The sequence below is a fragment of the Litoribacter ruber genome (genome assembly GCF_018449405.1).
Classification (GTDB): domain Bacteria; phylum Bacteroidota; class Bacteroidia; order Cytophagales; family Cyclobacteriaceae; genus Litoribacter; species Litoribacter ruber.
Genome location: NZ_JAHCMY010000001.1, coordinates 16,463 through 38,344 on the forward strand (window position 1 = coordinate 16,463; position 21,882 = coordinate 38,344).

General features: G+C 45.6%; 21 protein-coding genes. 6 read left to right on the forward strand and 15 right to left on the reverse strand.

Annotated features, from left to right (window positions below; translation table 11 throughout):
• Positions 1-100 precede the first annotated feature (100 nt).
• The 4 genes from KI659_RS00100 to KI659_RS00115 all read right to left on the reverse strand — a co-directional run bounded on the left by KI659_RS00100 (position 101) and on the right by KI659_RS00115 (position 3,159).
• Complete coding sequence (locus KI659_RS00100; RefSeq protein WP_213943309.1) at positions 101-343, reverse strand: hypothetical protein; 243 nt, start codon at positions 341-343, stop codon at positions 101-103.
• 94 nt (positions 344-437) lie between these two features.
• Positions 438-1,181, reverse strand: a complete 744-nt coding sequence (locus tag KI659_RS00105) for a type IV toxin-antitoxin system AbiEi family antitoxin domain-containing protein (RefSeq protein WP_213943310.1) — start codon at positions 1,179-1,181, stop codon at positions 438-440.
• Positions 1,182-1,610: 429 nt separating this feature from the next.
• Positions 1,611-1,925 (reverse strand): DUF6922 domain-containing protein, encoded by a 315-nt coding sequence (locus tag KI659_RS00110; RefSeq protein WP_213943311.1) that lies wholly within the window; start codon positions 1,923-1,925, stop codon positions 1,611-1,613.
• 403 nt (positions 1,926-2,328) lie between these two features.
• Positions 2,329-3,159: a DUF2726 domain-containing protein gene (locus KI659_RS00115; RefSeq protein ID WP_213943312.1), complete on the reverse strand. Its 831-nt coding sequence runs from the start codon at positions 3,157-3,159 to the stop codon at positions 2,329-2,331.
• 1,123 nt (positions 3,160-4,282) lie between these two features.
• Between KI659_RS00115 and era the strand changes: the two genes are divergently transcribed.
• The 4 genes from era (at position 4,283) to KI659_RS00135 (ending at position 8,370) form a co-directional block, all read left to right on the forward strand.
• Entirely contained in the window at positions 4,283-5,173 is an 891-nt protein-coding gene (gene era / locus KI659_RS00120; protein ID WP_213943313.1) for a GTPase Era, read from the forward strand.
• A gap of 15 nt (positions 5,174-5,188) precedes the next feature.
• Positions 5,189-6,502, forward strand: a complete 1,314-nt coding sequence (gene der, locus KI659_RS00125; protein ID WP_213943314.1) for a ribosome biogenesis GTPase Der — start codon at positions 5,189-5,191, stop codon at positions 6,500-6,502.
• Positions 6,503-6,552: 50 nt separating this feature from the next.
• The gene (locus KI659_RS00130) at positions 6,553-6,777 is read left to right on the forward strand and encodes a hypothetical protein (RefSeq protein ID WP_246535236.1); all 225 of its coding nucleotides are present in this window, start codon (positions 6,553-6,555) and stop codon (positions 6,775-6,777) included.
• A gap of 966 nt (positions 6,778-7,743) precedes the next feature.
• A complete protein-coding gene (locus tag KI659_RS00135) occupies positions 7,744-8,370 on the forward strand; it encodes a SprT-like domain-containing protein (protein WP_213943315.1) in 627 nt (208 codons plus the stop codon).
• Between the two features lie 8 nt (positions 8,371-8,378).
• Here KI659_RS00135 and KI659_RS00140 read toward each other — a convergent pair whose 3' ends face one another.
• The 8 genes from KI659_RS00140 to KI659_RS00175 all read right to left on the reverse strand — a co-directional run bounded on the left by KI659_RS00140 (position 8,379) and on the right by KI659_RS00175 (position 15,317).
• Complete coding sequence (locus tag KI659_RS00140) at positions 8,379-8,540, reverse strand: hypothetical protein (protein WP_213943316.1); 162 nt, start codon at positions 8,538-8,540, stop codon at positions 8,379-8,381.
• A 199-nt stretch (positions 8,541-8,739) separates the two neighbouring features.
• Entirely contained in the window at positions 8,740-9,549 is an 810-nt protein-coding gene (gene murQ / locus KI659_RS00145) for an N-acetylmuramic acid 6-phosphate etherase (protein ID WP_213943317.1), read from the reverse strand.
• Positions 9,546-10,388, reverse strand: coding sequence for an N-acetylglucosamine kinase (locus tag KI659_RS00150; protein ID WP_213943318.1), 843 nt, complete (start codon positions 10,386-10,388; stop codon positions 9,546-9,548). The genes murQ and KI659_RS00150 overlap by 4 nt, the downstream gene beginning before the upstream one ends.
• 1 nt (position 10,389) lies before the next feature.
• A complete protein-coding gene (locus tag KI659_RS00155) occupies positions 10,390-10,617 on the reverse strand; it encodes a cytochrome b5 domain-containing protein (RefSeq protein ID WP_213943319.1) in 228 nt (75 codons plus the stop codon).
• A gap of 2 nt (positions 10,618-10,619) precedes the next feature.
• Complete coding sequence (locus KI659_RS00160) at positions 10,620-11,771, reverse strand: formimidoylglutamase (RefSeq protein ID WP_213943320.1); 1,152 nt, start codon at positions 11,769-11,771, stop codon at positions 10,620-10,622.
• Positions 11,772-11,882: 111 nt separating this feature from the next.
• Positions 11,883-13,187 carry an NADH:ubiquinone reductase (Na(+)-transporting) subunit F gene (gene nqrF / locus KI659_RS00165; protein ID WP_213943321.1) on the reverse strand — a complete coding sequence of 435 codons (1,305 nt, stop codon included), beginning with the start codon at positions 13,185-13,187 and terminating at the stop codon, positions 11,883-11,885.
• A 131-nt stretch (positions 13,188-13,318) separates the two neighbouring features.
• Positions 13,319-14,161, reverse strand: coding sequence for an acetyl-CoA carboxylase, carboxyltransferase subunit beta (gene accD / locus KI659_RS00170; protein WP_213943322.1), 843 nt, complete (start codon positions 14,159-14,161; stop codon positions 13,319-13,321).
• 100 nt (positions 14,162-14,261) lie between these two features.
• Positions 14,262-15,317: a mechanosensitive ion channel family protein gene (locus KI659_RS00175; protein ID WP_213943323.1), complete on the reverse strand. Its 1,056-nt coding sequence runs from the start codon at positions 15,315-15,317 to the stop codon at positions 14,262-14,264.
• A 124-nt stretch (positions 15,318-15,441) separates the two neighbouring features.
• On the opposite strand from KI659_RS00175, the gene KI659_RS00180 reads away from it, so the two are divergent.
• Positions 15,442-17,070, forward strand: coding sequence for a carbon starvation CstA family protein (locus tag KI659_RS00180; RefSeq protein WP_213943324.1), 1,629 nt, complete (start codon positions 15,442-15,444; stop codon positions 17,068-17,070).
• Positions 17,067-17,849 (forward strand): hypothetical protein, encoded by a 783-nt coding sequence (locus tag KI659_RS00185; protein WP_213943325.1) that lies wholly within the window; start codon positions 17,067-17,069, stop codon positions 17,847-17,849. The genes KI659_RS00180 and KI659_RS00185 overlap by 4 nt, the downstream gene beginning before the upstream one ends.
• A 1,044-nt stretch (positions 17,850-18,893) precedes the next feature.
• Here KI659_RS00185 and KI659_RS00190 read toward each other — a convergent pair.
• The 3 genes from KI659_RS00190 to KI659_RS00200 form a co-directional block, all read right to left on the reverse strand.
• Positions 18,894-20,000 carry a hypothetical protein gene (locus KI659_RS00190; RefSeq protein ID WP_213943326.1) on the reverse strand — a complete coding sequence of 369 codons (1,107 nt, stop codon included), beginning with the start codon at positions 19,998-20,000 and terminating at the stop codon, positions 18,894-18,896.
• Positions 20,001-20,059: 59 nt separating this feature from the next.
• Positions 20,060-20,596 carry a hypothetical protein gene (locus tag KI659_RS00195; protein WP_213943327.1) on the reverse strand — a complete coding sequence of 179 codons (537 nt, stop codon included), beginning with the start codon at positions 20,594-20,596 and terminating at the stop codon, positions 20,060-20,062.
• A 965-nt stretch (positions 20,597-21,561) separates the two neighbouring features.
• Positions 21,562-21,822: a DUF4834 domain-containing protein gene (locus KI659_RS00200; protein ID WP_213943328.1), complete on the reverse strand. Its 261-nt coding sequence runs from the start codon at positions 21,820-21,822 to the stop codon at positions 21,562-21,564.
• Positions 21,823-21,882: the final 60 nt, after the last annotated feature.

Consider the following 21,882-nt stretch of genomic DNA (forward strand, 5'->3'; position numbering starts at 1 on the left):
CTCACTGTCAATCAATGGAAGGACCACTTTCGCTTTTATGTTGTAGTTAAGAGCTGAAGTGTCTTTTTTTTTGAGTGATGTTCCTTCTTTGAAGACCACATCAAGAATGTAGTGAAGCTTTTTCTCCACACCGACTTGAGACCAGGCCACTTTTGTCGTTCATCAAGAAAGTCCAATCGGTTAATTTCTTCGCATTTCCTGGGTCTATCCGGCCATGGCCCAGGTCCGCCTCCTGGCTTTCAGAGGTGGCCGGGTTCAACGAAAATATCTTCTCAATTTGCTCCTTTAATTCTTTCTGGCTTCCTTTGATCGTGAGGATGTAGTCGGCTTCTTTTGAATCCATGGTTTTGGGGATGTTTTTATATTGTTAGGACTTCCCATTTGGTCAGCAGTAACCCGCACCTCTTGCCTGAACAAGGTTTTATTGTCATGCAACTTCATACAATATTCCATTTTTCAGTGGTGGACAAGGTGCTATCCGCACCGGCTAATTTATATTTTGTTATTGGGTTCAATGATTCAAAAAGTGGCTTCGTTAATTTACCTTGTCCCATTTGCTCTATCAATGCGCCTAATAGTGCCTTTGTGGCAGGCGGATATTTTAAAGCCAGGCGAACCAAGGTATTGATTTCCTTTTCGGAAAACTCTTTAATAATTGCCAGGAACCGTCTACAAGAGCCTTCTATGGTGGTATCAGGAATTTTTTTGACATAACGTATTGCATCAAGCAACTGCAAAAGGGGAATGTTCTCCTTTGTAATGGTGTTTTTTTGCATCACGAACGAAATTGCATAGCGCTCCCTTTTAAAATTGGGGCGAATTTGATTTTTCCCAATTTGAATGGTATTGCTTACCTGGGTAGTTAAGCCTAATTGATTGTAAATGCTGTAGCCTGTAAGATAACCGGTGATTTTCCCATCTTCCTCCAGAAGGTCTTTTACTACCTGCCCCTGGCTTGGCTGAAGTTTTCCAAAGGGAGTATTCTCGGGTTTGTAGTATTTACCCTTTGAAAGCTTGGCAATCTTTCCTGAAGCTACCATTCGGTTTAAGGCTTTGATCACAGCTTCCTTATTTTTCACTTCCGTCATAAAATCAGCATAGGTGAATATATAACCCTTTGGGAGCCTATCTATGTTTGACGATATGTATTCGGCTATTTTCATCCTTTTCCTGAATCCCAAATATAAGATATTTGTCCAGTTTTTTACTAAAAAAACTGGACATTTTTAGAGAACTAGCCAGATTTAGGAAGGAAAAAATATGGATTAGAAATCAAGGAAAAGCACAGTGATCGGGGTGTGGCGGGTAAGCTTAGGGGGCGAGAAAAAAGATTTTTTTCCAACAGCTTAGCTTAAGGTCTAATCTTAGGCAAGCTGAAGCCTTATACCTCCCCTTATTTACTTACTTACTTATTCATTTACTTATTGATTAATAACCCCATGAGTCCATTAACTTATGGGGTTATTGCCTTATTAAACAATAACTCGATTAGTTGTTAAATAACTGATAAAAACCCTAAAAATAGACTTAGCTGCCCGAATTTGGGTCTCGTTTAGGGCGGTTCACTGATTGTAGGTTGCAATTTAAGGTAATAGTAGTCCTCAGTCCAGTTACATCATTTCAGGCGGGATAAAATTTATAAAATCTTCGGGCCTTAACCCGTACCTTTTGGCAAGGAATTCAGTTTTTTCATTGCCCCGAATTTCACCACTGTTCACCGCATAGTAACAAATAAGGACTCTTGGATAGATTCTTTCAAGGTTTTCCAGGAATACCTCGTGAAACATAAACCTGTTCAATACTCTTGGTATAATGAAATATGCATCTCTCTTCACATCAAGAAGATCAATGTCAACGTCCCAAAATATCCCTTTCCGGAATAATTGGGATAGCTTGAGATCCGGTATGTTTATTTTTTCTTCCATGGAATGCCATATGACTCAGTAAAGTAATTTACTGATAATTCTGTAATCCGACAACTAAATGAAGCCTAAAGCAAGGCCGGATGCTTGTAGTCCTGCATTCTTTGCACTCCCTTTTCACTAACTTCTTTAAGAAATCGGGCTTTTTCTAAAACGGACCTCAATGGACCAGAGTTTACGTTGATACCGGGTTATTTCGGGAACCAACGGGCCAAAATTAAGGCTGGGGATTCCAGAGGCCATTGGGCCGGTTTTTTTATAGCAACCCGCTCCTAATCCGGAGTTCACTGGGCCGTTTTCCATGAATATTATTAGTCTTGTAGCTATTAACAACTTTCTACATGGCAGGAAAAAGAAAAAATATCATGGATTTATGAAGTTTGATAGCATTCAAGCAAAAAGCCTCTCAATTTTGGCTTCCGTAATTTTTCTTCAAGTATAATTCAAATGCCTCTTTCATTGATTTGTTTTCCTTTTTTCTTAGTCGGTGCAATGTCATACCAGCTTTCCTGAAAATTTCATCTTTCATCTTATCTTTCTCAAGTTGTTCGTGTATGTCGTGCCAACTACTGTCAAGTTCAATAAAGAACCTAGGCTTAAAGTCAGTGACATCTACAATGCATAGGTCCAAAGTAGATCGGAAAAAGAAATCACAAGTCTTTTTATCTAAGAGTTTCGTTATTTTTGAGTCGATAATTGAACTAAGAGAAGTATTTGGTAATAAAATTTCAGTTTCGAACAAGGACTTTGCTGCCAAATACAGCTCCACTTCTTGGGGAGAATTAATAATGGATTTTGAAAAATCCAAATCTCCAGCCATTCCAACATTGATATTCAATTTTGAGGCTAAAATGGATTTTTCTGCCTGTAGTACCCTTTCTTTGGAGAGAGCATCCAAAAACCTTTTGGCTAATTCATTATCGGGAAGAAGCTTTGCGTATTTTTCCGAAGGATGCTTTTGAAATAGGTATTCTGCTATTTGTTTTAAGCAAGTATTGGAAAGCTTTAAAATCTTTAGATTCTGGTTTAATTGGAAAATTCTGGTGAGTACATTTGATAGGTTCTCTGAATTTTCATTTTCAAACTTTCGAATTTCCGAAACCAAATTATTTTCAAAAATTGAAAATACTGGGTCTGACGCTAATTCCAAACAATTTTTCTCTTCTGATAGAACTCGATTAAGTTCAAGCCACTTTTTTTCAAGTAGAAATTTTAAGCAGTTTTCTGATATACTCATTTAAATGTGAATTTTATACAGAATTTAAACCCTCTCCCCGAAACCCGCTTATCTTCTAAATCTGAGCGCAGAGCATAAGTGGAAGAAAATCTTATAAAAGGTAATCATCCTAAGCTATTCATACAAGACATTTCGGGAACTCCTTTCCAAACCCATATTTGAGTGCTGATTTTGCGTCCATCAAAATCAGAATGTTTAATTTGCCAAACAAGGTTGCACTCTTTGCACTTCTCTTGCACTATTGTCACATCTAAATCATCTTTTGCATGCCCTACAAGCTGGTGGTGCAAGGAATGCAAAGAATGCAAGAAAAGGGAAGGGGGTGACTTTTTCCCCCGAAGCCTTCAAAGGTAATGGATGTGAAAATCGACCTTCCGAATTGAAAATGGGAAATTTAATTCAAATACGTTCAAATCTGTAAAACGGACTTGTCCTGTCCCCGTAATTGTCCGCTTTCAAAGCTAATGGAATGATTTTAAAATAAGTACGATAGTCCTGTTCCCGCTACTACGAAGGATACTGGAAACGGTATCCTTTTTTTTGTTTTATAGACTGAAAGTTTTTTCACCACAGAGGACCAGAGGCACAGAGAAAAAAACTCGGAAATACTAACCGCAACTTCTTCGACTTTGGGGCCTATTTGGGTTGTTTCACCACAGAGGACCAGAGGCACAGAGAAAAAAAACTCGGAAATACTACCGCGAAGAATTTTAAGGGGCGCAGAGAGGAAGAGTGTGAGAGGGGGAGAATGGGAGATTTTATTTAGACTTGGTGCGACTTTATTGGAACTTCTTCGACTTTGTGACCAATTTGGAACCGGAATATTGTGGGTTGTTTCACCACAGAGAACCAGAGGCACAGAGAAAAAAATCTCGGAAATACGCGAAGATTTTTAAGGGGCGCAGAGAGGGAGAGGGAGGGAGAGTGAGATAATGAGAGTTGGTGAAGGGGTGATTTATTTAAACTTGGTGCGACTTCTTTTTTTTACTTGGTGTGACTTTGTGACCAATTTGATTTGCGCGCTATGTTTTTCTTCTGATTTGAAGATCGGGGGGTGAGGGAAACGGTATTAAATTCCAAAGATTGAGATTTTTAGAGTATCTTTGTGGAAAAAATTGCCGTAATGACCGAAATTTCTCATAAAGCCGGATTTGTAAATATCGTGGGTAAGCCGAATGTGGGGAAATCCACGCTCATGAATGCCCTGGTGGGAGAGAGGCTCTCCATCATTTCCTCCAAGGCACAGACCACACGCCACCGTATCCTGGGGATCATGAACGATGACAATTACCAGATTGTCTTCTCCGATACCCCCGGCATGCTGAAACCCAAATACGAGTTGCACAAAAGTATGATGAGCTTCGTCAACATGTCCCTGGAGGATGCCGACGTGATCGTGTTTGTGACCGACCTCTATGAGAACGATGAGGAAATCGAGGAGGTGATCGAAAAGATCAACAGATCAGGGGTGCCTGTGCTGCTGGTCATCAACAAGATCGACCTCAACAAAGAGGACCAACTCGACAAGGTAACCGCCTACTGGACCGAGAAGGTCAAGCATGAGCTGGTGATCCCGATATCCGCGGCTGAGAATTTCAACATCCAAAAGGTGCTTGACGAGATCGTGGAGAGGCTGCCCGAGCATGCGCCCTTCTATGATAAAGAGGAACTTACCGACCGTCCGGAACGTTTCTTCGCTTCTGAGATTATCCGGGAGAAGATTTTCACCAACTACAAGAAGGAAATCCCCTACAGCACGGAAGTGGCTATTGTGGACTTTTTCGAGGAGGAAAACATCATCCGTATCCGTGCCGAAATCTACGTGGAAAGAAGCAGCCAAAAGGGCATCATCATAGGTGACAAAGGCAGCGCGCTCAAGCGTGTGGGCATACAGGCAAGGGAAGAACTGGAAAGGTTCTTCGCAAAGAAGGTTTTTCTGGAGACCCACGTGAAGGTGGAGGAGAACTGGAGAAAAAACAAAAACAAATTAAGAAGATTTGGTTACGACCAATAAGAGACGAGAACAGCAATGTCGAATATAGTAGCAATAGTAGGAAGGCCAAACGTGGGGAAATCCACGTTTTTTAATAGGTTGGTAGAGGAAAGAAAGGCCATTGAGGACAACATGAGCGGGGTGACGCGTGACCGCCATTATGGCCATGCCCAGTGGGGCGGCAAATTCTTCTCCGTGATCGATACGGGGGGATATGTGATCGGTTCGGACGATGTGTACGAAGCCGAGATCAGAAAGCAGGTAAAACTTGCTGTGGAAGAGGCTTCGGTGATTCTTTTTGTGGTGGATTGTTTTGACGGTCTTACGGATCTGGACAAGGAATTTGCCAACGAGTTGAGGTCATCGAAAAAGCCCATCTTTATAGTGGCCAACAAGGCCGACAACCAGGAGCGCCTGTTGATGGCCAATGAGTTTTATTCCCTTGGTTTGGGTGAAAACGAAGTGTTTCCCATCGCCGCGGTAAGTGGTGCGGGCACGGGTGACCTTTTGGATGAGGTAATCAAGCACCTTAGTGAGGATGGATTGGAGGATCCGGATTTCGGAATCCCGAAGATTTCCATTTTGGGAAGGCCAAACGTGGGTAAATCCTCGTTTCTAAACGCTCTTTTGGGTAAGGAAAGGTCTATCGTAACTGATGAAGCCGGTACTACCAGGGATGCTATCCATACGCGATACAAGCTTTACGGAAAGGATTTTATCATTACCGATACAGCCGGGATCCGTAAGAAAGCCAAAGTAAAAGAGGATATTGAGTTCTATTCTGTGATGCGCTCGCTGCGTACGCTGGAGGAATCCGATGTGGTGATCGTGATGGTAGATGCCACTAGGGGTCTTGAGGCCCAGGATGTGAATCTGATTTCACTTGCGATCAAAAACAGCAAGGGGGTAATGATCATGGTCAACAAATGGGACCTTATAGAAAAGGACCACAAAACCATGGAGAGATTCAAGGAGGATATGATGGAAAAGCTTGGTGAAAACAAGTGGATCCCGATCATCTTTACCTCTGTGATGGGCAAACAGCGTATTTTCCAGGCTATCGAGCTTGCCGTGGAGGTATATGAAAATAAAACCAGAAAGGTGCCTACATCAAAGTTGAACGACAAGATGTTGGCCGAAATCGAGCGTTATCCGCCGCCGGCATACAAGGGGAAGTATATCAAGATCAAATACATCACCCAGTTGCCAACCAGAAATCCTGTGTTTGCCTTTTTCTGCAACCTGCCCCAGTATATCAAATCCCCCTATACGAGATATCTGGAAAACAGAATAAGAGAGCATTTTGATTTTAAAGGAGTTCCAATAAAGATTACATATAAGAAGAAATAAAAATAATTTTCGGTGAAAGCTTGACAAATTATAACTTGTGTGTAACTTTGATGCTTAAATTTAAAAGAAATACAAACAACACCATGAAGAAATTATTCGCATTGTTAGCTGTAGCAGGTATGATTTTTACCTCAGCTTGTGGAACTCAAGAAGTAGAGACTGAAGAGAACGTTGAGATCATCGACGAGACTACTGAAGTTGAAGCTGAAGAAATTGAGGCAGAAGAAGTGGAAGTTGAAGTTGAAGAAGAGGAAACTGAAGAGACTGCTGCTTAATCAGCGGTTTATTTAAGAATCAAGAGCCCCGGGAGACTGGGGCTTTTTTTTTGTCCACGGTCCGTAGTCGGCTGTCGGCTGTGGTCAAATACGGATAGACCTAGAAGGTGTTTTGTGCTTATTAATGGGTACCAAGTACCAGGTACCAAGTACTAAGTACACCGTAGGACAAATCGCTTTTTGCAGGCATTTCCAAGGCTATTTTGTTATTTACCGTTTTTGTTTTCGGAGCCCTCCCTTGAGTTGCGCTCTTCGGATGGGGTATGGGGGGATGAAAGTTGCGTAAGTAAAACCTTCCAGGTCTCGTGAAAATGATAGACTTGGAAGGTTTTTTTTGTGCTTACTTAAGGGTACCAAGTACAAGGTACCAGGTACCAAGTACTTACACCACCACCGGAGGTTTTTCCTGTCATTCTCAGGTGGTGAAGTTACCCGTCGGTGGTGTTTTAGGAGCCCTCCCTTGAGCTGCGCTCTTCGGATGGGGTATGGGGGGATGAAAATTGCGTAAGTAAAACCATACAGGTCTCGGGAGAGTTATAGATCTGGAAGGTTTTTTTGTACTTATTAAAGGGTACCAAGTACAACGTACCAAGGACCAAGTACTTCCACCATCGGAGGGTTTTCCTGTCATTCTCAGGTGGTGAAGTTACCCGTCGGTGGTGTTTTAGGAGCCCTCCCTTGAGCTGCGCTCTTCGGATGGGGTATGGGGGGATGAAAGTTGCGTAAGTAAAACCTTCCAGGTCTCGTGAGAGTGATAGATCTGGAAGGTTTTTTTGTGCTTATTAAAGGGTACCAAGTTCAACGTACCAAGTACCAAGTACTTCCACCATCGGAGGTTTTTCCTGTCATTCTCAGGTGGTGAAGTTACCCGTCGTTCTTGTTTTCGGAGCCCTCCCTTGAGCTGCGCTCTTCGGATGGGGTTTGGGGGGGATGAGAATGGAAGGTTTTTTCTATATTTGCTCAGGAATGGAAATGGAGAAAAAGATTTATCAGGCTTTTGTGGATCATGTGCCGGGGGATGCGGCGGGGTATTGTTTTGATCTTTGGAAGGAGGATCCGTTCAGGTTTGTGATTTCAAGGAGCAGGAGCTCCAAGCTGGGGGATTTCAGGTATAGGCGTGACAGGGATGTCCAGACCATCACTATCAATTATGATCTCAATCCCTATCAATTTCTCATTACCTACATCCATGAAGTAGCCCATCACAGGGTTTACCGTGACTTTGGCCTTGGCGTGAGACCTCACGGACCGGAGTGGAAAATGGTGTTCCGCAAACTTTTGGCCCCTATGCTTTCTGACTTGGTTTTTCCCAAGGATATCCTTATTCCGCTGAAAAGACACATGCTCAATCCCAAAGCGAGCAGTGGTGCGGATGTTTTTCTGAGCCGCGAGCTTAAGAAGTATGATCTCAGCTTTCAGGAAGGCTTGAACAGGCCTTTGTTTCTTACTGACATTAAAGTTGGCCAGTCTTTTTCTCTTAGGGGGCGTGTGTTTACGAAAGAGGACACCAGGAGAACTAGGGTGGTATGCCTGGAGGTGGCTTCGGGGAGGAAGTATTTGATTTCGTTGAATGCGGAGGTTGAGGCGGTTTAGGGGTTTAGTCATCCCGAAACGCATAGCTGCGCTGTATGCGTTTCGGGATTGTTTAGGGGGTTGGAGGGGGTAACGAGTACCAAGTACCAAGTACCAAGTACCAAGTACCAAGTACCAAGAACCAAGTGCCAAGTACCAAGTACTTCCACCATCGGAAGTTTTTCTACCATTCTTAAGTGGTGAAATTATCCGTCGTTCTTGCTTTTGTAGCCCTCCCTACGAGCTTCGCTCTTCGGGATTAGTGACTAGTTTAGCGAGAACTCCTTCGTCCTTAGTATATATTCTCGTCTCCTAAAAATCTAAACCTCCCGATCCGCGAAGCGGTGATCGGGAATAAACCTGCCTTTGCCGGCAGGCAGGCTTTTAAACCTATTTCTGTCTTTCATAATGCGCAACTGCCGCGCGGACGGAGCCGTGAGTGAGGAGCAGTTGCTGGGCGTGGTCGGCATCTATGCCGGTGGCTTCCATGATCATGCGGGTGCCTCGCTGGACGAGCTTTTCATTGGATAGCTGCATGTCCACCATTTTGTTGCCTTTGACCTTGCCCAATTTTATCATCACGCTGGTGGAGATCATATTGAGGACGAGCTTTTGGGCGGTGCCTGATTTCATTCGGGTACTGCCGGTTACAAATTCAGGGCCTACCACAGCTTCCACCGGGTATTCGGCAGCTTGGGCTACCGGGGTGCCGGAGTTGCAGGTGATGCAGCCGGTGAGCAGGCCTTCTCCCCGGGCTTTGGTCAGGCCCCCAATCACATATGGGGTGGTACCTGAGGCGGCAATTCCGATTACGGTGTCGTTTTGGTTGAATCCGAATTCCTGAATGTCGGGCCAAGCCTGGTTTCGGTCATCCTCGGCATTTTCGACGGCTTTTCTGATGGCCTTGTCGCCTCCGGCAATGATGCCGATCACCATATCGAAGGGTACGCCATAGGTAGGGGGGCACTCACTGGCATCGAGGATGCCCAAGCGACCGCTGGTGCCCGCACCGATATAAAAAAGTCTTCCTCCAGCCTGCATTCTGGGCACGATCTGCTCTATCAGTGCTTCAATCTGCGGCAAGGCTTTCTCCACAGCCAGGGGCACGGTTTTGTCTTCCTTGTTCATGTTGCCGATCAGTTCGGTCACAGTCATGTTTTCCAGGTTGTCGTAATAGGAATTGCTTTCGGTAGTACTCATATTTTCTCTTTGTGAAATAGGGTAAGTCCCGCGATTGGGGTTTCAAGAATGATGTTGACGGATATATTCAGGTCAAAGGCCACCGAACGTAGGATGTCGCTGTTGTAATAGGCTATGGAGCCAACAAAATTGACAGGCTTCTCCTGATAATTGTCATACTTCATGACATGGATCCGGAAGAAATCGTGGAAAGCCTTTTGATATAGCTTGTAGCAGTAGGGGTCGTTTTTATGTTGGGTGATGAATCGGCAAAAGCTTGCCATATACCTTCCCGGGAAGGGTTTTTGGTACACGTTTTCCTGGATGTCCTGACTGGTGAGCTGGTATTCCTCTATGGCCAAATCGCGCATGTTGTCGGGCATTTCTTCATAGATAAAGTCATGTAAAAACTGCCTTCCAATATAGGATCCCCCTCCTTCATCGCCCAAGATATATCCTGGAGCTGGACGGGTGTTTACGATCTGTTGTCCGTCATAGTCGCAGCTGTTAGACCCTGTACCCAAGATGCAGGCGATACCGGCATTGGTTCCGCAGGTGGCGCGGGCCGCTGCCAGGAGGTCGTGGTGTACCTCTATGCTGGCTTTTGGGAATACCTGCTTGAGGGCGTGCTCCACGATTTTGTTGTTTTTGATGCTGGAACATCCCGCCCCATAATAATAAATCTGGGTCACCTCATCCTTGAGGTTGAGCAATGAGGGCTGTTTGAGTCCGGCCACCATTTCTTCCAAGCTTTGGTAGTAGGGGTTGAAGCCTACTGTTCTGAATTGGTTTATCTGTCCTTCGTGTCCTATTGTTCTCCAGTCAGTTTTACTGGAACCGCTATCCGCTATTAATATCATTTTATACTAACTGCCCTATGGGCTCAAATTTATCAAATACATTTTGGGTGTGGGGTGCATCTTTCAGCTCATCGGTCAGATCCTGACCAGCCCAGTGTTCATAATGTTTGCCATTTTTCCAGAGTCTGGAGCTGCTCACATCATACACTTTTCCCGCATAGGCTATCCAAATTTCAGGCTTGTCCTGCCCGTTGCGAAGGGCAAGCTGCTGCCTGGTAATATCTCTCATTATTAATACATTTTGAGCTGGGCATTGATCCAGCGTTCGGGGATCTCCCCGCTTTGGGCAATCTGGTAATCCTGGTAACTGCAGGGGATGATGGTTTCCCTGTCGTATTTTTGGTTGCCGGAATGGGGTACTTCCATCCACCATTTTCCGCTGATGTTGCTTTTGTAGAAAATAAAGGTGGAGGGTTTGGCATCCAGGGATACCGTGTACTTGGTGTAATCGTTGCTTTGAAAGGAAAGGCTGTCCTTGCGATGGTAAAATCCTTCAATGAAGTACCATATCATGGTGGCAATCACCGCGGCTGTTTTATAGCGCGTGTCGTCGTAATAGGGCTGGTACCCATAGATGCCTATGGAGCTTAGCTTTTCGTTCATACCTGCAAACCAACACACCTGGCAGGCTTCTTCGGCGGTGAGGCCAAAGGGCTGTGCATCTGCGGCCCCGGGAGCATCTGCCGACTGGATGGATGAAATGTCAAAGCTCAACAGATCCGCATTCCGGATCAAAGGTTCGATTTCCTTGAAATTTTCCCTCAATTGCCCCAGTCGGACATGGTCAAAGTAAAGCTTTTCCATCACGTTGACCAGGTCGCGGTCGGTCAGGAAGCTTTGATAGGCCAGTTGGGTGTAATTGAAAAGGAAGTTGGGTTGGTGCAGGATGATGTCTTGGGAGTGTACCTCGTTGGGCATTCCCTCATCTTCCATGTCTATTTTGGCATCCACGGTGAGCATGCTGACCAGCTTTTTCATTCCTTCATAAGAGAGGTATTGGCCAAAGTCAAGGTCATGGCTTCCGCCGATATAGATAGGCAGGATCTGCATTTTCATCAACTGTTCGCCTACGGTTTGGATGCGAAGATAGGTCTCTTTCAGGTCCACGCCGTTTCGGAGATTTCCGAGGTCGGCGACCTTATAGTGGCCAAGTCCCCTTTTGAGGTCGTATAATTTCAACCGGATTTCCGTTGCCGCATTTTCGATGGACCTGTTGTCCTTGATTCCCCTTCCGTCAGTAAGTCCGATTATGGCTATCTGCATGCCTTCCAGGTCGGGAAAAGTTTCCCCGTAATGGTGGATATGGCTGAAAAAGGAATTTAGGGGAAATTTGGTCTCGGTGAGGGATTCCGGTATCGGGTCAAAATAGAACTCTAAATCCATAGGTGAATCATTGATAGAATCTAAAATTAATGAATATCCTTTAATTTTTTCCCTTTATGGCATAAAAACAAAAAGCCCCGCGGGTTTCGCGGGGCTTTGTATGTAGTCGGATTAACCTCCGAAGTCGTCAAATCTGATGTTTTCCTTAGGGATTCCCATATCATCTAGCAATTTAAGTACTGCTGAGTTCATCAATGGAGGTCCGCATAGGTAGTACTCAATTTCGTCTGGCTCAGGGTGATCCTTCAGGTAGTTGTCGTACAGCACCTGGTGGATAAACCCTACATAACCGTCACCTTCTTTGTCTTCCAAGGACTTCTTGATCTTCCAGTTGTCCTCAGGAAGAGGCTCGGATAGACCGATGTGGAAGTTGAAGTTAGGGAAATCTTTCTCGATGTCTCTGAAGTGAGGCACGTAGAACAATTCTTTCTTGGATCTACCACCGTACCAGTAAGAAACTTTTCTGCCAGTCTTCTCTGTATGGAAAAGGTGGAAGATGTGGGATCTCAATGGAGCCATACCAGCACCACCACCGATGTAGATCATCTCTCTATCAGTTGGGTTGATGTGGAATTCACCATAAGGACCGGAGATGGTCACCAAGTCGCCCGGCTTACGAGAGAATACGTAAGAAGAACAAACACCTGGGTTGACGTCCATCCACTTGTTGTTGGCCCTATCCCATGGTGGGGTTGCGATACGGATGGTAAGCATTACAATGTTACCTTCAGCAGGGTGGTTGGCCATGGAATAAGCTCTGAAGAGCTCTTCGTCATTTTTCATGGTCAAGTCCCAAAGTCCAAACTTATCCCAGTCGCTCTTGTAAACGTCAGCTGGGTGACCCAACTCTGGATGTGGCGTGATGTCCATATCTTTGAAGTTTACAGTGATGGCCGGAACGTCGATCTGGATATATCCTCCTGATTCGAAATCCAAAGTTTCGCCTTCAGGAAGTTTAACTTTAAATTCTTTGATAAAGGTGGATACGTTGTAGTTGGAAACCACTTCGCAGTCCCACTTCTTGATCCCGAAGATTTCCTCTGGGATGCGGATTCTCATATCCTGTTTTACTTTCACCTGGCAGGAAAGACGAACTTTCTCTTTTTGCTCGGTTCTGCTTAGGTGACCAACTTCCGTTGGAAGGACTTCCCCGCCACCTTCTTCGATGACACACTTACACATCGCGCAAGTACCCCCTCCACCGCAGGCAGAAGGAAGGAAGATTTTCTTACCGCCAAGCGTGTTGAGAAGAGTCGACCCGGCAGAAGCCACGATCGGGTTTTTCTCGTCCCCGTTGACAATAATTTTAACATCCCCTGATTGTACCAGTTTGGACTGGGCAAAAAGCAGGATGAAAACAAGTAGCAAAATAATCAGAGTAAATGCTACAATCGAAGTAATGATTACTGAACTCATTTAACGACTTTTTTCTTTTTGTTTTTCAGTATTATACACCCTCGGTTAAGGGAGTACAAATATATTTATAATTCGGTAAAAACGGCCATTTGAAGCCCCTTTTTTCCCCTTAATCATTCGGGCTGCCCCAGTTAGTTCTTAAGCAACCTCAGTAAGGTGGAAAGCCTGGACTTGAGTTGCCTTCTGTCGATGATGAAATCCAGGAAACCGTGTTCGAGTACAAACTCCGAACTTTGGAAGCCTTTAGGAAGGTCTTTTCCGATGGTTTCGCGGATCACTCGTGGGCCTGCAAACCCTATCAAAGCGCCTGGTTCGGCGATATTGAAGTCGCCCAGCATGGCATAAGATGCGGTAACGCCACCGGTGGTAGGGTCGGTCAAAAGGGAAATGTATGGGATTTTGGCATCATCCAAGAGGGAAAGTTTGGCGGAAGTCTTGGCCATCTGCATCAAGCTGAAGCCGGCTTCCATCATTCTGGCGCCTCCTGATTTGGAAATCATCAGGAAGGGTATTTTGTTTTTCAAGGAGTGGTCAATTGCTCTTGCGATCTTCTCGCCCACCACCGAACCCATGGATCCGCCGATGAAGTTGAAGTCCATACAGGCGATCACGATGTCCTGTCCGTCAATTTTACCCACGGCAGATCTTACGGCATCCTTCAGGTCAGTTTTTTTGATGGTGGCTTCAATTCTTGCCGGATATGGCTTGCTATCGGTGAAATTCAACGGGTCACCGCTGGTCATGTTTGCGTCCAATTCTTTGAACTGGTTGTTGTCAAACAGTATTTCGAAATATTCCTTGGAGCCGATTTTGACATGATAATCATCATCTGGACAAACGTATGAGTTGTTTTTTAGCTCGCGGGTGTGAATGATATTTCCTTGAGGGGTTTTGAACCAAAGTCCGTCAGGGGCATCTTTTTTTTCCTCGGTAGAGGTTTTAATTCCTTTATCTGTTCTTTTAAACCAAGCCATATTGTTCTGTTTAAGGCTGAAAATGTTTATTCAGGGAGTACAAATTTATAGGTAATATCCATTAAATAAAACCTAATCTTGAATACCCTTCATTTATTTGCTACAGTTCAGGGATTTTGGGAGCCTTGTCCTGCTCCATTAACACCCTAGTCTTGGGCAATGTTTCGGGATAGTTTTCCTGAAGGTAAATGATCATTTCCTCCCTGATGTAGCAGCGCAGGTCAAATGCCGAAGGGCTGTCCCGAGCGCTCATCAGGCAGCGGAGTTCCACCACCCTTTCCCGCACATCGGTCACCTGCAGCACCTGTACTTTGCCGTCCCAGAGGGGTGTGGCGTCCAGGAGTTCTTTTAATTTGGTCTTCAGGATTTTTACCGGCACGGTGTGGTCCACGTATAAAAAGACTGTGCCCCAGATGTTGGCTGTGGTGCGGGTCCAATTCTGGAATGGCTTTTCTATAAAATAGTTGATCGGCAGGATGAGCCGCCGCTGATCCCAGATGCGGACCACCACATAGGTGAGGTTGATCTCCTCGATTTTTCCCCATTCGCCTTCTACCACCACCACATCGTCGATCCTGATGGGTTGGGTAAAAGCTATCTGAAACCCTGCAAGGAGGTTGGCAATGGATCTTTGAGCGGCAAAACCTATGATCAATCCGGCAATCCCGGCAGAGGTGAGCAGTCCGGCCCCGATTTTCCTGGCGGTCTCTATGCTCATCAGGATAAAAGCAAAGGCTACTATGACAATAATGAGTACGATGATCTTGCGGATAAAATCCAGTTGGGTGAAAATCCTTCTCTCCCTCAGGTTGTCATCCTTTTCAAAGTTATAATGTTCAATGAAATAATAGCGAAGCACATTGGTGAGCTCAATGAAAATCCATGCAATATTGATGATCAGGAAAATCTGGAAGAGCACATGGGACCGGATATAGGCCATGGTTTCCGGGGACACGTAGGGTTCGGCAATTGGCCATAAGATGAAAAACAGGGCGAATTTCAAGGAGTGGGAAAACCGCATCATGGCCCTTTGCGCTTTTGGCAGCTTGGGTTTATAGAAGATCTTAGCCACCAAGGGGAAAACCAGGTAGACCAAAAGATGACTTAAAAGCATGGTAAGCACTAATGCGGAGAAGAAAACCAATTGTTCTTGCATAGGTGAATAGGTTGGATGTAATAGGTTGTGGTTAAAATTTGCTTCAATAAATGTACAAAAAATATAATATGTGGTAAATTAAGGTCTGCAAAGGGCCCTATCCTTACAATTACCCAAGATATTTATGCCATTAGTCACTCTATATATACTTTCAGCAGTAGTCCTTGTGGGGGCTTATTTTCTGTATGGGAAGTATGTGTTCCGGAAATTCAAGATCAACAATGCCAACCTGACCCCTTCCCACAAACACCGGGACGGGGTTGATTATATACCGAGCAAGCCAGTGGTGGTGTTGGGCCATCACTTTGCCTCTATTGCGGGAGCGGGCCCGATCGTGGGGCCGATTATCGCAGTGGCTTTTGGATGGATCCCGGCCGTGATCTGGATTCTGGTGGGTGGGATATTTTTCGGTGCTGTCCATGATCTCGGCAGCATGGTGGCCTCGCTTCGGAATGAGGGCAAATCCATTGGTGTGATTATTCAAAACAACATTGGGGAAAAGGGAAAGCAGCTTTTCGTGGTTTTCAGCTTTTCAACCTTGATATTGATTATCGGGGTTTTTGCCGACATTATTGCCAAGACCTTTGTGTCCAACCCCGGGGTGGCTACTGCTTCAATACTGTTTATTGGTCTTGCTGTCGCGTTTGGTTGGGTGAGCAAGCAGGTGAGGTCACGGATGCAATTTGTGGTGGCCTCTGTGGCTGGGGTGGTGTTGATGTATTATTTTGTGTATCTGGGGATGCAGCATCCATTTGTGCTTTCCTATGAATTATGGATCGGGATTTTGCTGGCTTATGGCTTCGTGGCCTCGGTAGCCCCAGTTTCCATCCTTTTACAGCCAAGGGATTATCTAAACAGCTTTTTGCTTTACGGGCTGATGTTAGCTGCCATTGTTGGGGTGGTGGTAGCCAATCCCACCATCGAGATGGATACACAGGTGCAGTTTAAGGCAGAAAATCTGGGGTATCTCTTTCCAGTCTTATTTGTGACCATAGCCTGTGGGGCGATCAGCGGCTTCCATTCCCTGGTAGCCTCAGGGACTACCTCAAAGCAGATAGACCAAGAAAAGGATGTTAAGTTAATCGGTTTTGGAGGAATGCTGATAGAGTCATTTCTGGCCATCATTTCCATTGGGGCTGTGATTGTGATCAGCCGGCAGGAATATAACCTGAGGTTATCTGATGAGGGGCCGGTGAGTCTGTTTGCCGATGGGCTGGGGGGTATGGTGACTACCCTGGGCCTGTCTCCGGCCTTTGCGGTGGGCTTTGTGGCACTTACGGTTTCGGCTTTTGCCATGACGACACTCGATACCTGTACGCGGTTGGCTAGATTTACTTTTCAGGAGTACTTCGAGCAATCCCAAAGCAGGCCTGGTCGTTTCTTTGGTGAAAACCGCTATGCATCTACTTTCATCGTGATCGTGCTGAGTGCCTTGTTGTTGCTTTCGGGTGGGTTTGCAAATCTTTGGCCGATTTTTGGCTCTGCAAATCAATTGTTGGCAGCCTTGGCTTTGCTCACGGTGGCCGTATGGCTGATTAGGCAGCAGATCAATGCAAAATTTGTGTTGATCCCCATGTTTTTCATGTTTGCTGTAACTATTAGCTCATTAATTTTGTTTGCTTGGCAAAATTATCAGGCCGGCTCCTATGTGCTTGCCTTGATTGCGGTGAGCCTTTGTGTATTATCCCTAGTGCTGATGGCCTTGGCCAGAAAAAACTTAGCGTCAACAGTTCCGACAAAAATCAAAACATGAGAAAATCGCCTTTATTTATTTTTTTCCTTCTGTTTTTAGCCTTTTTTCAGGTGGGGTGTGAAAATGTATCCCCAGAGGATTTGGATGACAATGCTGCCAGGGATCTGCGTTCGGCTCGAAGACCCATTGGAGCCGCAGCCCGTGAAATCCTTTCCAGTCAGCATTTCCAGTCTCTGCAGTTGGAGATCCAATATATGGTAGGCTTTGAGCCCACGCCGGGCTTGGTGGACAACATTAGGGAGTTTCTTGAGGAACTGACAAATAAGCCAGGTGGAATAGATATCTATTTGACCGCAATAGCTCCCGGCAGGCAAGAAAGCTATTCCATCGCTGATATCCGAGCCATTGAGGACGCCAACCGGAGTTCCTACAACCAAGGTCGGAAAGTGGGGCTTTACCTGTTGATCTTGGATGGGTATTCTGCCGAGGATACAGGAGGAAGCTTCACGTTTGGGTTGGTGCACAGGAGCAATTCCATTGCATTGTTTGGAAGAAGGATGCGGGAAAACTCCGACACCGTGGGAAGGCCCAGCCGGTCACTTTTGGAAAACACCGTCACCCGCCATGAGATAGGGCACCTGATGGGCTTGGTAAATGTGGGTTCCGACATGGTGGAGCCCCACGAGGATCCCAACCACGGTGGCCATTGCGACAATTCCAGCTGCCTGATGTATTGGGCGGTAGAAACTGCCGGCCTGCTGAACGTCATCGATGGCGGCTTCATCCCTCCTTTGGATGAGAATTGCAGGAATGATATCAGGGCGAATGGAGGAAGATAGGAGGGGAAGTATGAAGGGCTCTTCGCGGAGATAAGGGGACACGGAGTTTTCCTCTTCGCGGAGTAATTGGCCACAAAGTGCACAAAGTTTTACAAAGGCCTCTTCGCGGAAGAAAAGGGGCACAGAGTTTCGCAGAGTTTGGCACAGAGTTACACGGAGTTTGCCACTTCGCGGAGGTAATTGGCCACAAAGTGCACGAAGGTAAAAAGAGGGCGCAAAGGCTTCTTCGCGGAGGTAAAGAGACACAGAGTTACACGGAGTTTTTTTGGCGACCAGCCCATTTGCCATTCGGATTTGCTCCTGTTCAAAGGCAGACTCTAATGGGCGGGAGAATGTAGAATGATGAATGATGAATAATAAATGCTTGCCCGCTACGCCACGGCGCACAGGCGTGGCGGGAATAATGAAGTAATTCTCAGTACAATGTTACCCCATCCGAAGAGCGCAGCTCGTAGGGAGGGTCACGAAAGTAAGAAACGATTAATTACAGAAAAACCTCCAAATTGCTCCTCAGAGCGGTATGTCCTGCGGTGTACTTGGTACCTGGTACGTTGTACTTGGTACCCAATCGTAGGTACGAAAATTAGAAGTTCGAAGTAGGTGTCGGGTCAGCCACGGAAGGGAAATGATGAATAATGAATGATGAATGATGAATAATGAAGTAATTCTCGGTACAATGATGCCCCATCCGAAGAGCGCAGCTCGTAGGGAGGGTTGCGAGAGTAAAGACGATTAATTACAGAGGAACCCCCAAATTGCTCCTCAGAGCGGCATTGTCCTGTTGTGGTATACTTGGTACTTGGTACCTAGTACTTTGTACCCATGCGTAAGTACGAAGTTAGAAGTACGAGGTACGAAGGAAAGGTAAGAAAATGGCCACAAAGGCCACAAAGTTTTCACGAAGTTTCACAAAGGCCACTTCGCGGAGAAAAATTTAAAAGCTTGAAAAAAAAAGTGTCAAGTAAATTTAGGACGTGACAAATGATTCGGAAAAAACCTTCCAGGGCAGTGATTGCCACGAGACCTGGAAGGTTGTGTATGGGGTTAATTGAGTTTAAATGGAGTAGGTTGTTTTTTTGCCAGGCGGTAGGCGAAACCGAGGTTGACTAGGTAGTCGGCAAAGGCAGCGTCACCGTGACGGATGTTGTCCGGGGTGGAGTCTGCGATGTCGGTCAAGCTACGGGTCCTGTTGCGGATAAGGGCAATGGGGACATTGAGCGTGGTCGTAAAGTTACCGATCATATAACTGGCTCCCGGTTCCACGGAAATGATGTAGCCCGGACGGCGGAACCCGTCGCTTTCACCAATAAAGTCCCTTACCGGAATACCTTCGATTCTTCCACCTAGCGTGAAACCCAATCCGTGGATTTTGGGGATGGTTTTCAGAAGCCCAGTTCTGAACGCATATTGATCCGGCACGCTCATAATACCCTCGCTTTGACGGGCCCGGAAAGTTTGAGTGCCGTTGGTGTTTCTGGGGTTAAACATATAGAAGCCGTCATAATACCAGACCAGGTTGCCTGGTATAAACCAGTAGCCCTGCATGTCGAGTATAAGCCCCACTCCACCATCGCCCAGCTGTATGGATTGGTCAACAGGCCGGGTTTGCGGTTCACCATTTGGCCCTACATTATAAAAGATCCCTAGGGCATTATAATCCCCGGTGGGCAGTTTGATGCCTGCTCCAAATGCCATGTTTCCGGATTTTGATTTTTCCTCACCCAAAATCCAGTACCCGGCCCCGATCCGCATGTCGGCCAGACCTCCACTATAAGTCATGTGACGCTCCGTTCTGCCATGTTCATAGAGGCTGCTTCTTTCATTGTAGGCCAAAGGCAGGCTAACAATTCCATATACCCTGCTGGAAAAGGCATAACTAATGTTGAAATCCAGTCCGTGGGACCAGTTGATGACTTCTGTGTTGTTGGCTACCCGTTCCCTTTCCTGGTGCGTGCCTCTAAAGTGGCGGAAGGATTTGAAGTAGCGGTAGTTGGTGTTGAAGTTCCATTCCCCTTTTTCGAGTAGGTTGCCCTGACCAATGGCATTGCCTACACCGGAGAATTGACGGATTGCCACACAACCCTGACCATAGGATTCCAGCCCGCACCATAAAAGGGCAGGAATCAATAAAGAGTAAAATTTTAATTTCATTGGTTGAAGTAATAAGTGAGTTTGAACCCCTTTCATTTTGAAAGGTTAGAGAAAAATGTTCAAACTTCCGGAGGGGGAGAGGGTACCGAGGAAGCTCGATGAATTAGCATGTTCTCAGCCTCGTGGGGGTAGCCATTTTTGGAGTGAAACAAAACAAACGTCCTTTCCTGAAAATCAGGAAAGGTGAAGTCTTTATGGAATGAATAGACAAAGTTTTTCAGAGGAGAATTGGGCAGCTGCTCACCTGTGAGGCTGCTCACCCAGTTTTTGACCACCATGTCCAGGGTGTTTTGGGCGGTGTCGGGTGTGTACACCAGCTGCAGGGTGTCATTAGCATATCTTTGCTTGATTGCCCTGAATCTTTTCCCGTCCTTGCTGAATGTCAGGTTGGTTTCAGAAAACTCTTCCTGATCGGTCATGTAGGGAATGGAGATAGGTACTTCCAGTATTAGGGCATTAGGAGCAAAATCATCGCTATAGACCAAATGGCTCCAATTTTCCTCAATATTTTGGGAAAGGGCCAGATAGAAGTAGTAATACCCGAACTGGTAAAAAGAGAAAAACAATAAAAGCGCTATGGAAGCTGACTTTCTCATACTAAAAACCTATGTGTTGTGAATTTAGTAAAATTATATGAGTTTATATTGGTTTCGTGAAAAATAAATTACGTTAGATAAGGGGGTTACGTGATGGAATGTAGAATGATGAATGTAGAATGATGAATAATGAAGTAATTCTCGGTGCACTGATGCCCCATCCGAAGAGTGCAGCTCGGAGGGAGGGAGGCGAGAATAAGAACGGTGGATATCAGAAAAGCCTACAAATTGCTTCACAGAGCGGTATTGTCCTGCGGTGTACTTGGTACCTGGTACGTTGTACTTGGTACCCATTCGCAAGTACGAAAATTAGAAGCTCGAAGTAGGTTTCGGGTCAGCCACGGAAGGGAAATGATGAATAATGAATGATGAATGATGAATAATGAAGTAATTCTCGGTGCACTGATGCCCCATCCGAAGAGCGCAGCTCGGAGGGAGGGTCACGAAAGTAAGAAACGATTAATTACAGAAAAACCTCCAAATTGCTCCTCAGAGCGGTATGTCCTGCGGTGTACTTGGTACCTGGTACGTTGTACTTGGTACCCATTCGCAAGTACGAAAATTAGAAGCTCGAAGTAGGTTTCGGGTCAGCCACGGAAGGGAAATGATGAATAATGAATGATGAATGATGAATAATGAAGTAATTCTCGGTGCACTGATGTCCCATCCGAAGAGCGCAGCTCGGAGGGAGGGTCACGAAAGTAAGAAACGATTAATTACAGAAAAGCCTCCAAATTGCTCCACAGAGTGGCATGTCCTGCGGTGTACCTGGTACGTGGTAAGTTGTACTTGGTACCCATCCGTAAGTACGAAAATTAGAAGTTCGAAGTAGGTTTTGGTGCAGCCACGGGAATGGAATGGTGAATGGTGAATGGTGAATGTAGAATGATGAATGATGAATTAATGAAGTGGACTCTCGGTACACTGATGTGCAGAACTACAGATATAAAAAAAAGTGAAGGAAATCAATCCTTCACTTCTATGTAGTCCACGTATTCGCCGTCGATTTCGCGGGGCGGGGTGGGTTTCTTTTTTTCTGATTTGGGGATGAAATCCACATTTACATTGCCATCGGCAGGGCGGCTATGGGGGCGTTCCTGCTGCTGCACATGTTGCATCTGGTCAAAAAACCGCTTTAGCTTGCTCTTCAAAAAGAAGCGGAGCAGGTTGGTGAAGATCCAGGACAATGCGAAGGTGATGATGATGAATTTTAAGATAAATCCCATTTTGTAATTGTTGGTATTTGAAGTCAAAAACGAGGGAGCAGTATAAGACCGCTCCCGTAT

Excerpts from the sequence above, each read along its gene's own strand:
- KI659_RS00150 (WP_213943318.1), bottom strand. The coding sequence starts at position 10,388 with ATGATATTAATAGCGGATAGCGGTTCCAGTAAAACTGACTGGAGAACA.
- KI659_RS00175 (WP_213943323.1), bottom strand. The coding sequence starts at position 15,317 with ATGCAAGAACAATTGGTTTTCTTCTCCGCATTAGTGCTTACCATGCTT.
- accD (WP_213943322.1), bottom strand. The coding sequence starts at position 14,161 with ATGGCTTGGTTTAAAAGAACAGATAAAGGAATTAAAACCTCTACCGAG.
- murQ (WP_213943317.1), bottom strand. The coding sequence starts at position 9,549 with ATGAGTACTACCGAAAGCAATTCCTATTACGACAACCTGGAAAACATG.
- KI659_RS00185 (WP_213943325.1), top strand. The coding sequence starts at position 17,067 with ATGAGAAAATCGCCTTTATTTATTTTTTTCCTTCTGTTTTTAGCCTTT.
- KI659_RS00190 (WP_213943326.1), bottom strand. The coding sequence starts at position 20,000 with ATGAAATTAAAATTTTACTCTTTATTGATTCCTGCCCTTTTATGGTGC.
- KI659_RS00160 (WP_213943320.1), bottom strand. The coding sequence starts at position 11,771 with ATGGATTTAGAGTTCTATTTTGACCCGATACCGGAATCCCTCACCGAG.
- KI659_RS00200 (WP_213943328.1), bottom strand. The coding sequence starts at position 21,822 with ATGGGATTTATCTTAAAATTCATCATCATCACCTTCGCATTGTCCTGG.
- KI659_RS00130 (WP_246535236.1), top strand. The coding sequence starts at position 6,553 with ATGCTTAAATTTAAAAGAAATACAAACAACACCATGAAGAAATTATTC.
- KI659_RS00180 (WP_213943324.1), top strand. The coding sequence starts at position 15,442 with ATGCCATTAGTCACTCTATATATACTTTCAGCAGTAGTCCTTGTGGGG.
- era (WP_213943313.1), top strand. The coding sequence starts at position 4,283 with ATGACCGAAATTTCTCATAAAGCCGGATTTGTAAATATCGTGGGTAAG.
- KI659_RS00100 (WP_213943309.1), bottom strand. The coding sequence starts at position 343 with ATGGATTCAAAAGAAGCCGACTACATCCTCACGATCAAAGGAAGCCAG.
- der (WP_213943314.1), top strand. The coding sequence starts at position 5,189 with ATGTCGAATATAGTAGCAATAGTAGGAAGGCCAAACGTGGGGAAATCC.
- KI659_RS00195 (WP_213943327.1), bottom strand. The coding sequence starts at position 20,596 with ATGAGAAAGTCAGCTTCCATAGCGCTTTTATTGTTTTTCTCTTTTTAC.
- KI659_RS00135 (WP_213943315.1), top strand. The coding sequence starts at position 7,744 with ATGGAAATGGAGAAAAAGATTTATCAGGCTTTTGTGGATCATGTGCCG.
- KI659_RS00155 (WP_213943319.1), bottom strand. The coding sequence starts at position 10,617 with ATGAGAGATATTACCAGGCAGCAGCTTGCCCTTCGCAACGGGCAGGAC.
- KI659_RS00115 (WP_213943312.1), bottom strand. The coding sequence starts at position 3,159 with ATGAGTATATCAGAAAACTGCTTAAAATTTCTACTTGAAAAAAAGTGG.
- KI659_RS00140 (WP_213943316.1), bottom strand. The coding sequence starts at position 8,540 with ATGGTAGAAAAACTTCCGATGGTGGAAGTACTTGGTACTTGGCACTTG.
- nqrF (WP_213943321.1), bottom strand. The coding sequence starts at position 13,187 with ATGAGTTCAGTAATCATTACTTCGATTGTAGCATTTACTCTGATTATT.
- KI659_RS00110 (WP_213943311.1), bottom strand. The coding sequence starts at position 1,925 with ATGGAAGAAAAAATAAACATACCGGATCTCAAGCTATCCCAATTATTC.